This window comes from Wolbachia endosymbiont (group A) of Hedychridium roseum (assembly GCF_964028325.1).
In the GTDB taxonomy this organism is placed as follows: domain Bacteria; phylum Pseudomonadota; class Alphaproteobacteria; order Rickettsiales; family Anaplasmataceae; genus Wolbachia.
On the sequence record NZ_OZ034755.1, the window covers coordinates 504,547 to 516,829 of the forward strand.

Here is a 12,283-nt window from a genome sequence, read left to right on the forward strand (position 1 = left end):
TATAAGATTAATATTCAATTTATTTATATTGAAATATACGATTTTATAAAATGACTATTTATGGAAGAACATGGTGGAGTAAGAAGTGGCTTCAATGCCTTGGTGGAGTTGACTGCGATAATCGATTACAACGTGGTAGAACCTATGCCAATGATGGGAGAGTCTCTGGTATTAAAATTAATAGTAATGTAATCGTAGCTAAAGTTTATGGTTCGGGTCAATCATATAGAGTTGAAGTTATACTAAGAGAATTCAATGCTTCAGAGAAGCATGCCATTCATCAAATTATAAAAACTTCACCAGCTATATTATCTCGGTTAATAAACAGACGGTTACCGAGCAGCTTACTTGATAAACTCAATGATTCTGGCATTAAGTTGTTTCCCTCAAAATGGAAAGAAATAAAAACAATCAGCTTGTTTGATAAACTCAATAATTTTTACACTAAATTGTTTTCTTTAAAATGGAGAGAAGTAAGAACGATCAATTTGCTTGATAAGCTCAATGATCTTGGTACGAAATTGTTTACTTCAGAGCGGAAAGAAATAAATGCAAGATGCAATTGTCCTGATTGGGCTGTACCTTGTAAGCATATTGCTGCTGTAATTTATCTTATTGCTAAAGAGATTGATAGAAATCCTTTATTGGCTTTTAATATTCGTAATTGTAACTTACTAGCATTCATTGATGATTTTTGGGATGGAAAATTAGGAGATGTTCAAAAAATCTTAACGCTTGATGATGTATTTAAACCATGCGATCAAGCAACTTCCAATCAAGTAATTTTAGATAACATTGACTTATCAACTATTCCTGACCTTGCTAATTGTGTTTGCAGTATTTTGACGAATAATCCGCTTTTTTTTGAGAAAAACTTTTGCCATACCTTGCAAACAGCTTATAAGCATTGGCAAAGATATCCCACAGGAAATCAGTCTTTTACAGAAGAAGAACTGTTTATTGAGAAATGGGTGCATATCGAACATTGGCAAACATTTCAACTATTTATTGATGATCGTTATCAACTGATTCAGGTAAACAATGGTATAAGTAAGTTATTTGCAACCGATAAAAATTTACCAAAAAATGTAGCACAATTTTTAAACGACATTCCTAATTCGTTACTTCACAGGCTTAATCCTGAACTTCGCTTCATGCATATGATTTCACAGTTTGCACATATGCTGATGGAAAAGTCAGCGCTAATACCACAAGTATTACAAAACAAAAGAGAAGAAATTATAATGAGATGGATTCCTGCGTTGTTTAATGAATCAGTTAAGGAAATTCATAGCAAGATATCATCTATTTGTCCGCCTCTATTGGTGCAGTACAAGGGACGTGCTATAGAACCAGAGGAACAGGTAAATGTTGCTACTTCTCTCATCCTTTTAGGATATATAACAAACAATTTTCCTGTATCACTTGATGAATATAAATATGTGAACATCTTTAGACTGTTTTTCACTGGCAAGTATCAAAAGTTTCATGGACTAATCGACAAAGAAAAATCGCAAATAATTAATGTCTGGTTGTCACACCTTTACTTAGCAGGTAAACCATACAAATTTCATTTAATTATACGGGATCATTACGACAGATTTGAACTTGACGTACAGATATCTCTGGACGGTACAGAGCCACCGATGAAATTAGATAAGGCACTTCCTAATCAAAATAAAGAATTAAGACTGAGTATTTTATCTGACCTTGCATTTTTGCTTGAGCATATACCAGAATTAGAAAAATCAATCAACAGTAATCGTACATTATTTCTATACTTAGATCGTTTCTCATCAGTGTTTACAGACACTTTGCCGATATTAAGAACGATTGGCATTGTAGCTGTTTTACCAGAATCCTTGCAAAAAGTCTTCAAACCGCAATTAAGTCTTAACTTGTCTACTAAAGATGAAATAAAAGAAGAAGATGATGATAATCACGAAATCTTCATGATGTTTGAGGACATATTAAAGTTTGATTGGAGAGTATCAATAGGTGATAAGAAGTTTAGTATTTCAGAGTTTAAGAGGCTACTAAAAAACTCTCGTAAACTTGTGCGTATTATGGATCAGTATGTACTTCTAGATGACAAACAAGTAGGAGGTTTACTAAAGAAACTTGATAAGCTACCTAATTCTCTCAATCGAGCAGAACTCGTGCAAGCTGTTTTAACAGGTGAGTTGGATGAAACTAAAGTAGCATTTGACCAGCAGCTTACAAGCTTGTTTAAAAAACTTAACACTTATACACCTGTAACTACGCCAAACAATCTGACAGCACAATTGCGCTCATATCAAGAACGCGGATTTAGCTGGCTTGTACAGAACATAGAAAGTGGGTTTGGTAGCATAATTGCTGATGATATGGGTCTTGGTAAGACTATACAAGTTATTGCAGCTATTCTATATTGTAAAAATGCAGGATTTTTAAATCGGGATAGAGTTTTGATAGTAGCTCCAACAAGCATATTAAGTAATTGGCAACGAGAGATGGAACGTTTTGCACCAGAATTAAAGCTTTTCATCTATCACGGACAAAATCGAGAATTAGCAAGTGATTATGATGTGGCTCTAACATCTTATGGTATTGCACGTAGCGATAAGAGAGAACTTGACAAAGTTGGATGGTTTTTGCTCGTAATTGATGAAGCACAAAATATTAAGAACCGTGACGCTGACCAAACCAGAGCAATTAAAGCTATAAAAGCAAAATGTAGAATAGCTATGAGTGGTACACCTGTTGAGAATAGACTGCTAGAGTATTGGAGTATTTTTGATTTTACCAATAAATCTTACCTAGGTAGTGCTACCCAGTTTAAGACCAACTTTGCAATACCAATTGAGAAAGAGAGAGATAAATCTTGCCTAGAAAGGTTCATGAAAATAACTAGCCCTTTTATGTTACGTAAACTTAAGAGCGATAAAAGCATTATTCAGGATTTACCAGATAAAATTGAGAGTAATTGTTATTGTTTTCTCACTCCAGAGCAAGCGGCTCTTTACCAAGAAGTTGTTGATGCGAATATGGGAAAAATAGAAAAAAGTGAAGGAATTGAACGTAAGGGACTAATCTTTAAACTTATCAATGCTTTAAAGCAAATTTGTAACCATCCATCACAGTTTGGCAAGAAAAAGCGTGCGAGTATTGAACAATCCGGTAAAATGCAGATGCTTGAGGAAATATTGATTAGTATTGGTGAAGTTGCAGAAAAATCATTGATATTTACTCAATACACTGAAATGGGTGAAATTATATCTAAATTGCTTGAAGAAAGGTTTGAATCAAAAGTGCCATTTTTACATGGAGGACTGTCCCGTAAAGCACGAGACGAAATGGTTAATGACTTTCAAAACTTATTCCAGTCCAACATTCTTATAGTGTCTTTAAAAGCTGGAGGAACAGGACTTAATTTAACAGCAGCAAATCATGTAATACATTATGACTTATGGTGGAACCTAGCAGTGGAAGCACAAGCAACAGATCGGGCCTATCGTATCGGGCAAGAACGTAATGTTATAGTGTACAGGCTACTTTCAACAGGTACATTTGAAGAGCGTATTGATGAGATGATTCAAAGCAAGAAGGAATTGGCAAACCTAACTATAAGTAGTGGCGAGAGTTGGATTACAGAATTTAACAATGACCGGTTAAGAGATTTAGTTAATATAAAAAATGCACTATAATATATCTGAGTTATTTAATGTAAAGAACCAGATAACTACCGCTCAATAGTTCAAAATAGAGACAAAGATCAAAATTTATGTCTCCAACAGAAAAGCTTCTTTTGTAGTAGTCAAAAAAAGCAGAGATATAGGGCTTTCTGAAGGGAGGTTCTTGAAATTAAAACCAAAAAGATACAGTTTTACATAGCCCATTTCAATTGTCTCTACTGCAACCCAATTCTTTAAAACGTTTTAGAGGATTGTTATAGCGTTATTAGTGATTTGGATAGAGAGAATAGCACCTTTATCAAAAACCCATGTAACCTCTTTAAAATCCCGACAAACAGTTATTTCCAAAATGGAAACAACTCAAATAGCGAAGACTTCTGTTGTAAAAAACGTAATTAGCTGCCTTAAAATTATTTTAACTTTTTTTCACATTTTTTGGACGAATTTCTGAGAATTTACGTATATATATTACATGCATATATTTGCTGTCTCTAGATGAAAATTTCCAGTTATGTCAATCCTAACACTCGACCTCGGCAAGCAAACCGGCTGGGCAATTCTTACAGATGGAGTAATCCAAAGTGGCAGTGAGAGTTTTCACTCTAGCCGTTTCAGCGGAGGTGGCATGTGCTTTTTAAGTTTTAGTAATTGGCTTAATTCCTTGAAAGACATTTCTACAGTGTACTTTGAGGAGGTAAGGAGACACCTTGGAACTGATGCTGCGCATTGTTATGGTGGTTTCTTTGCTGTTTTAGCTGCTTGGTGTGAAAAGCATCATATACCTTATCAAGGTGTACCTGTCAAGACGATAAAACGTTTTATCACCGGTAAAGGCAATGCAAGTGTGGCAAAGTAGTGTTAACGGCAGGGGTTGATGTACAAAAAGATCGTTTAGAGGCAGAAATTGTAGCATGGGGAAGAAATCGAGAAAGTTGGTCAATAGACTACCAAGTATTTGAAGGAGATCCGGGAGGAGAAGAAGTATGGGGAAAACTTTCGGAATTATTAAATCATCATTTTATCGGTGAAAATGGTCTTGAATACATGATAAGCATGATGGCGGTAGATGCTGGGTATGCAACACAAGAGGTATACAACTGGGTAAGAGGTCACCAGGGCTCTGGGAGAGTAATGGCAGTGAAAGGGGCAAACAAAGCGCTAGTGCCACTTAGCAGCCCAAGTAGAGTTGATGTAACAGTTAGCGGACAAAAGCTAAAGAGAGGAATGAAGCTGTGGCCAGTTGGGGTATCGATATTAAAGTCAGAGCTTTTTCAGCTACTTAATGTTTTAACAGAAGGGGCGCCGGGGTATTGTCATTTTCCAGAGTATACACCTGAGTATTTTAAACAGCTAACCGCAGAGCAACTAATTACCAAGGTAGTAAAAGGATATACCAAACAAGAGTGGCAAAAGATAAGAGACCGAAATGAAGTACTAGATTGCAGAGTTTACGCAAGAGCTGCGTCTATTGCCCTGGGGATTGATAGATGGCCAGAGAGTAAATGGGAGAGTTTAGTAGGTGAAAAAACTAAAAAGCCTAAAAAGGTAAGAAAGAGTAGATGGCTGGGTGAGAAGAATGTACAGCAGTGAATATTTAGCCCAAGTTGAAGAAGCGATAAAGAAGCTGCAAAGCGGGGAAAGGGTTGTCTCAATTGCATATGGTGACCATGTAGTTCGGTACGGGGAAGTTCAAATAAAGGATTTATTGGAGCTCAGGCAACGAATCAAAGCAGAGTTAAAAGTTGCAGGTGTGAAGCCGAAGAGAAAGATTGTTATTGCAACGAATAAAGGGATCATATAATGATAAAAATCGTTGAAAGGAACACTATGACAAAAATTATAGGAAAAGAATATACAGAATTTTTAGAGCAGTTGAAAGAACATATTGCTATTAGTCGTTATAAGGCAGCAAGAACAGTAAATAAAGAACTGCTACTGCTTTATCATTATATTGGAACGCGGATTCTAGAAAAACAAAAGAGTCAGAGTTGGGGATCTAAAGTAATTGAGCAGTTAAGTAGAGACTTAAAGGCTGAATTCCCGGAAATGAAAGGTTTTAGCACGAGAAACTTGAAATATATGCGTCAATTTGCAGTGGAGTATCAAGATATTGAATTTGTGCAACAACTTGTTGCCCAATTGCCGTGGGGACATAATGTATTTCTAATGGACTTAGTTCAGGACAAAGAAGCGAGGCTATTCTACATAAAAGAAGCTATTGAACATGGCTGGTCACGTAACATTATGGTGATGCAGATAGAGCTTGGTCTACATAAACGTCAAGGGAAAGCTATTACTAACTTTGAAGAAAAATTACCATCTCCACAATCCGATCTAGCACATTACACATTAAAAGATCCATATATTTTTGATTTTTTAAGTATAGGTAAGGATGCTCACGAAAGAGAAGTAGAAAAGGGACTTGTAGGGCATATGGAAAAATTTCTGTTAGAACTCGGTGAGGGATTTGCATTTGTTGGTAGACAATTTCATTTAGATGTTGGTAATAAAGACTTTTATATTGATTTATTATTCTATCATTTAAAGTTACGTTGCTTCATAGTAATTGAACTAAAAGATAAAGATTTTAAACCAGAGTATGCAGGTAAAATGAATTTTTATCTTTCCGCAGTTGACGATTTACTGAAGCACTCGACAGATCAACCTTCTATAGGGTTAATCTTATGTAAATCTAAAGACGATGTACTTGCTAAATATACACTCAAAGACATAAATAAACCAATAGGATTAGCGGAATATCGAATAACTGAAAATCTACCAGAAAACATCAAAACAGCTTTGCCAACAATAGAAGAGTTAGAAGCTGAATTATCGAAAGTTTCAGATAAGGAAAAGTAATGCTACTAAAATCATTCAAGCAATTATTCCGCAAACCACCAAAGTCTAAAGGTTCAGCATGGAGGTTCAGGAAGGAGATTATTGCACTTTCAACCAGAGTCAGGAAGTATAAATAGCTTACTTTCCCAAAGCCTTGAACACTTACGCAGTCGGTCTCGTGATATGGTAAGAAAGAACTCCTATGCAGCAAACATAATCGATACGATAGTGAGTAATTGCGTTGGAACAGGAATAAAACCGCAATCAAAAGCTAAAGATGCAGAGTTTCGGAAAAAAGTGCAAGAATTATGGCTGAGATGGACAGATGAACCAACAGGACCAGAGCCTGCGATGATAATGTTTTTCATTTTTACCTCATATGAACCACCTAATGCTAGGCTTACCATAATATGAGATATAATGTAACAGTTTTTTTATTTAGAAATAGACTACTGTGGTGATTGCTGTGCTGCTACAAAACGCTCATATTCTACTTTTGCCATTTTAGTACTGGGTTTAAACGCTTCATATGTAATACGACCAGCTGCAAGTGCTGCTACTGTAACTAAAGCTGCTGCGCCTATTATACGTGGTGCATCTGGTGTAATATTGCCAGTTGTGAAAAGTGTTATTGCTGCTACAGCGCCTAGTAACAGTGTTGAATAACGAACAAAGAGGCCTCCATTGCGTGCTTTTTCAAATTGTGCTAAACACCCATCACCAGACCCAGGTGAAAGCTTACTATTACCCACAAATAAAAACATAGTATTGTATTTACTCAAATAATTTAATTTTATTAACCTGAAAGCTTATTGGATTAAAATTATTAAACTAAGAGTTATAATTTTAGCAACTAAAAGCTGTAAATTGCACCATATAAACAGTTATTTCAAGCAAAAGTTATGCCATTAAGAGCTATGCAACAAACATTTATATTTGTGGGTAATAGTAAGAGGTGAAAGGAGCCATGCACGCCCGTATACATAGCTATATACTGGAGTTTCACTATTTTTATCCTTCACCCAAGGATCTGCACCATTTTGTATGAGAAGCCGTATTATAGATTCACTACCACTAACTGCAGCATAATGTAAAGGAGTACATTCCCAGATATCTTTTGTATGAACATTTGCGCCGTTTTTTATTAGAATCCTTGCTGCTTCTAGCTGATTACTTTCAGCAGCTGCATGTAAAGGAGTATGGCTATGCTTGCCATCAACATCTGCACCACTTTCTATCAGAATTTTTATTATGTTCGTATGGCCATGTTTAGCAGCTACATGCAGTAATGTACCTTGCCAACTAGCAATATTAGTAGTAAATTGGCAGTCTAATGAAAACTTACTTTCTTTCCATACATTATATTCTTCCTTTGCTAATGCTCCTTCAAATCCACTATCTAGTTTGCTTTTCTCTTCTAGTTTTTTCTTTATCTTTTTAACTATATTATTCGAGTTTAAATCTTGATCATTATTTAATACTTCCAGTATTTCATGTAGCGGCTCCATAATCACCCTCTCTCTTTAATTAAATAATACATTATGACTACCCTGTAGAAGAGAGTCAATTAAAAGGCATTTGAGGCAAAACTTTCTACAAATTAAATTATGTAAAAAAATGTTTGCACATTATGTAATTGTTCAATATAAATGGCATTAATTGTCAAGATAAGGTGTTTTATGCAAGCTGCAGAGCAAAAAACAGAACAGCAAATATTATCAAAAGAACTAAGAGAGGATAAAAGGCTACAGTTAACAAATATAACTGAAGAGCAAAAAGCTGCAGCAATAAAGCAACTTGAAACACGAGGGATCATTATCCGCAAGGGAGTGTGGAACGTATGTACAATCCATAGAATATTAAGAAATCAAGCATACAAAGGAGAAGCGGCATTTGGTAAGTCGAAGGTAGGGCCAATAAGAAAAGCAGTGAGGGCAAGATGGAAAGTGCGCAAAAGGAACTATTCTGTTTATCGTACTGATGAGGAGAATTGGATAAAAATAACAATACCAAGGATAATTGAAGAGGAATTATTCGATATAGTACAAAAACAACTTGATGAAAATAGAAAGAGATCAAGAATACAACGAAGTGGAAGAAGGCACCTATTACAAGGACTAATGGTATGTCAGTGTTGCAAATATGCCTACTATGCAGCAAAAAACGCTAAGGGAGGAAGGAGCTACTATCGTTGTACTGGTACAGATGCAAGCCGTTTTGGCGGGACTAGAGTATGTAGCAACAAATCAATACGCATGGAGATACTAGAACCAGTTATATGGGAAGAAATGAAGAAGGTATTGAAAGACACGGATAAAGTTGCAAAAGCACATCAACTTATGCTTTTAGAACATAAAAATAAGCAACCAAATGATGAGATTGAAAAAGAAATAAGCAAATTAGAACAAGGTATCAAAAGACTAAATTATGTCTATGTTCGAGAACGCATAACTCAGGAGGAATATGATCTAAAAGCTGAGGAAATAGAGAAGAAGTTAAAAGCAATGAGAAACCAGAAGGAAGAGGTGGTTGATGAAAAGGAACTACAGAGGGAAATAGATTTTATCATAAGTAGTATAAAAGGTTTTGCCTCTGTGGTTGAATCAGAACTTGGTCAAGCAGATTGGGAGGCTAAGCTTAATATAATTAGAGCATTAGTCAAACGCGTTGAAATTGATCACGATAATATACATATAGTGTTTCGATTTCAAGAACTTGCCCTGGCGGAAATGCAGAAAAAAAATGTTCAACATTATATCAGGAGTCCAGTATTACGTAATTGGCGTCTTATTTTTAATTTTTTGTACTATGCGCACCTTATGTCTTCACAACATTTCTAGCTATATAAGCTGAAACGCGCTTATAAAGCGTTTAAGACAGTATAGAACGCCAATTTGCAGGATTAGAGAGTGACAACTAGCTAACACGGGATTTCTTTTACCTTTTTTTCTGCTTAGTAAATTTCTTAAACATTTAAACTAAGGTGAGTTGCATTTAAAAGCAGCTGAGTCGCGGTTATTAGACGTTTAAAACATAAAAAAACGCCAATGTTTTTAAATAGATATTAACCGGGGTTTCTTTTGCCTTTCTTTTCATTTGGTAAATTTCTTAAATGTTTATGGTTAAAAGAGCCCAAGAGAGGTGTCATCCAAGTAGCTGACACTGGAATCTAGTCTTTATTATGCAGCCACTTATTTAAAGTTAAGTTTTCTGGATCCAAGTAGTCAGGGCACTGGGATGACATCCTGCTTGGCAAAGATTTCTCTTAAATCACCCCTTTTGTATACCTGAACTCACGTGTTCAACTTTATTTTTTTCCATTTCTCTATAGCTTGGTAATGTAGAATTTTTTACATGTAATCCGATATATGTTGCAACCAAAGCAGCTATAACACCACAAACCACCGCACCAGCCACAGATGGAACCATCACAGCAGCAGCAATGAATAACCCTGTAACAACAACTCCAACAACATCTTTTGTTAATGAGGTATAAAAATTTTCCTTGCTTTCTTTATATTTAGTTTCTTTTTCATTTGGCACAGAAAATTGAGCATCTACGAAGCCGTTAGCTTTATTATCATTATTTGGTGTGGCAGTTTGGTCAGTCCTTGTTGATACAGGCGTTTTATTTTCGTTATTATGATTTAGCTGGCCATTTGGTGTATTTACAGGTCTACTACCAATGTTCCCATTACTGCTGCAAGGTTTTGCTCCGTTTTTTTCTACATTAGGTGTTTCTGGTACAATAAAGTTTAAAAGCACCTGAGTAATTTCTTTTTGTCTATTATTTATAGCCAACTCTACAGCTGCTCGTCTGCTTTCATCATTTACATAACCTAAAAATACCCCAACTTCTTGGACATTACCTTGAACAATAGCAAGACGCAGAGCGTTAAATTTTTCTTCTTCATTAAATTTGCCACTATTCAAAAGTATCTTTACAACGTCAGCTTGTTTTTTTATTGCGGCATGATCTAATAAAGTATAAGCCGTATCTTGAATACCATTGACTTTAATGTCTGAATTTGTGAGCAATCCAACAACTCTTAGGAATATACTGCGATCGCCGGTAATACTAGGCCCTTCTGAACGAACAGCATAATAAAGCAAAGTCCAACCATCCTGGTTTATTATTTTTATATCTATTTTCTCTTTTTTAAGCTTCTCACCAAATTCCTGAGCAGTTATACTAGGGTTATTAGTTACAATTTCCTTTATCTTGTTGTATGACGTAGCAAATTGACTACCTCTGGAGTTATTAGAATCTGCTGCATTGCTGCCTGCTCCATTTTCTTCTACATCAGGTTCTCTTTCCTCATTTACCTCTGTAGTTATCTGTTCTTGTTGAGGAATCTTGAACCCATTTCTAAGAAAAAGATCCTTAACGCGTGGGTTGTTATGTTCGGTTGCATGTTTTAGAAGTAAGTCTCCTAATAAATTGTCTCCTTCACACTTATCTTGAAAATTAACTTCTTTCCACTTTGGTTCCTTTTGCAAATCTTTAAGACTAGCAATTCCCTTATCATCATATTTTACAATTGTAGCTATCTTTCGATACAACTCTCTAATATCATCATTACTATATGCCATAACTAAACCTACTACTATATGTTAGTTTATTATAGCAACTTTCCCACAACCAGTCAAGACATATTGCAGTTTCAAGTAGCATGATATATATTGAATATAGTTCTTAAAGCAAATGATGGAAGATTTAGCCTATAAATTAGTTAAAGTGACCGAAGCTGCAGCACTTGCTGCATATAAACTAGCAGGCTTCGGCGATGAAAAAAAGGCTGATCAGGTTGCAGTTGATGCAATGCGTACAGTATTAAATTCAATGGAAATAAATGGTACTATCGTAATTGGTGAAGGTGAGAGAGATTCAGCACCAATGCTGTATATTGGCGAGAAGGTTGGCACTGGAAATGGTCCTGAAATCGACATTGCTGTTGACCCACTTGAGGGCACCACAATCTGCGCTCACCATAAACAAGGGGCAATGTCCGTTCTTGCTGCAACGAAAAAAGGTAATTTTTTACATGCACCTGATGTTTATATGGAAAAGATAGCAGTAGGAAAAAATCTCCCAGAGGGTGTAGTCTCACTAAAAAATAGCATTGAAAAGAATCTAGACAATTTAGCCAAGGCAAAAGGATGTAAAGTAAATGATCTTACAGTAACTATACTTAATCGTGAAAGGCATGATGAATTAATAGTGAAAATCAGGGAGTTAGGAGCAAAAGTTAAACTAATAGATGATGGTGATGTTGCGGCCGTAGTTTCACTAGTAAATGGCAATCACGATATGTATATCGGAATAGGAGGGGCACCAGAAGGGGTGCTTGCGGCTGCAGCGCTGAGTTCAATCGGTGGACAGATGGAGGGAAGATTAATATTTGACACAGATCAGTTAAGAGAAAGAGCAAAAAATTTAAATATTGATGACCCAGAAAAAATCTACACCATAAAAGATATGACAAGAGGTGAATCAGTGTTTATTGCAACTGGAGTAACAAGCGGAGAACTTGTGGATGGAGTTGAATTGAATCATAATACCTATTCAACTAATTCTTTAATAATTCTACCTAACAAGCTGATAAAGGTGCAAGTTATAAGTTAGGTTAATTATTTTTCAATATATGATGTAAGAGTTAAAGGGAGTGTTAAAATGTTAGATTCATTTTCTCAAGAGAAACTAATTGTACAAGAAGTTCCTCAAGGCGGACATAAAAAGAAGGCTGAACCCTTTTCAAAACCTTCTATCT

Annotated in this window: 8 protein-coding genes and 4 pseudogenes; 9 read left to right on the top strand and 3 right to left on the bottom strand. The window is 35.6% G+C overall.

The genetic code is table 11. From position 1 onward, the window contains the following. Window positions 1-50 precede the first annotated feature (50 nt). From ABWU23_RS02335 to ABWU23_RS02360, 6 genes and pseudogenes are all read left to right on the top strand, one after another. Window positions 51-3,686 carry a DEAD/DEAH box helicase gene (locus ABWU23_RS02335; protein WP_353270733.1) on the top strand — a complete coding sequence of 1,212 codons (3,636 nt, stop codon included), beginning with the start codon at window positions 51-53 and terminating at the stop codon, window positions 3,684-3,686. 499 nt (window positions 3,687-4,185) lie between these two features. Then, a pseudogene (locus ABWU23_RS02340) lies at window positions 4,186-4,518 on the top strand (Holliday junction resolvase); the annotation flags it as partial. Window positions 4,519-4,523: 5 nt separating this feature from the next. Then, a pseudogene (locus tag ABWU23_RS02345) lies at window positions 4,524-5,264 on the top strand (terminase gpA endonuclease subunit); the annotation flags it as partial. Further along, the gene (locus ABWU23_RS02350; protein WP_253309098.1) at window positions 5,251-5,475 is read left to right on the top strand and encodes a gpW family protein; all 225 of its coding nucleotides are present in this window, start codon (window positions 5,251-5,253) and stop codon (window positions 5,473-5,475) included. The pseudogene ABWU23_RS02345 and the gene ABWU23_RS02350, both read left to right, overlap by 14 nt. A gap of 26 nt (window positions 5,476-5,501) precedes the next feature. Next, on the top strand, window positions 5,502-6,533 hold the full coding sequence (locus tag ABWU23_RS02355) for a YhcG family protein (RefSeq protein WP_253309097.1): 1,032 nt from the start codon (window positions 5,502-5,504) through the stop codon (window positions 6,531-6,533). Continuing rightward, a pseudogene (locus ABWU23_RS02360) lies at window positions 6,533-6,842 on the top strand (phage portal protein); the annotation flags it as partial. The gene ABWU23_RS02355 and the pseudogene ABWU23_RS02360, both read left to right, overlap by 1 nt. 119 nt (window positions 6,843-6,961) lie before the next feature. Here the strand turns inward: ABWU23_RS02360 and ABWU23_RS02365 are convergent. Together ABWU23_RS02365 and ABWU23_RS02370 are read right to left on the bottom strand one after the other, a co-directional pair. Beyond that, on the bottom strand, window positions 6,962-7,294 hold the full coding sequence (locus ABWU23_RS02365) for a hypothetical protein (protein WP_253309096.1): 333 nt from the start codon (window positions 7,292-7,294) through the stop codon (window positions 6,962-6,964). A 126-nt stretch (window positions 7,295-7,420) separates the two neighbouring features. Then, window positions 7,421-8,020 carry an ankyrin repeat domain-containing protein gene (locus ABWU23_RS02370; protein ID WP_264688273.1) on the bottom strand — a complete coding sequence of 200 codons (600 nt, stop codon included), beginning with the start codon at window positions 8,018-8,020 and terminating at the stop codon, window positions 7,421-7,423. Window positions 8,021-8,269: 249 nt separating this feature from the next. Here ABWU23_RS02370 and ABWU23_RS07245 point away from each other — a divergent pair. Together ABWU23_RS07245 and ABWU23_RS02375 are read left to right on the top strand one after the other, a co-directional pair. Beyond that, window positions 8,270-8,566 (top strand): annotated as a pseudogene (locus ABWU23_RS07245) (recombinase family protein); the annotation flags it as partial. A gap of 27 nt (window positions 8,567-8,593) precedes the next feature. Next, complete coding sequence (locus ABWU23_RS02375) at window positions 8,594-9,352, top strand: recombinase zinc beta ribbon domain-containing protein (protein ID WP_410530053.1); 759 nt, start codon at window positions 8,594-8,596, stop codon at window positions 9,350-9,352. Window positions 9,353-9,782: 430 nt separating this feature from the next. Here ABWU23_RS02375 and ABWU23_RS02380 read toward each other — a convergent pair whose 3' ends face one another. Further along, the gene (locus ABWU23_RS02380; RefSeq protein ID WP_353270735.1) at window positions 9,783-11,105 is read right to left on the bottom strand and encodes an ankyrin repeat domain-containing protein; all 1,323 of its coding nucleotides are present in this window, start codon (window positions 11,103-11,105) and stop codon (window positions 9,783-9,785) included. 115 nt (window positions 11,106-11,220) lie between these two features. On the opposite strand from ABWU23_RS02380, the gene glpX reads away from it, so the two are divergent. Beyond that, entirely contained in the window at window positions 11,221-12,138 is a 918-nt protein-coding gene (glpX, locus tag ABWU23_RS02385) for a class II fructose-bisphosphatase (RefSeq protein WP_253309936.1), read from the top strand. The last annotated feature ends 145 nt before the right edge of the window (window positions 12,139-12,283 follow it).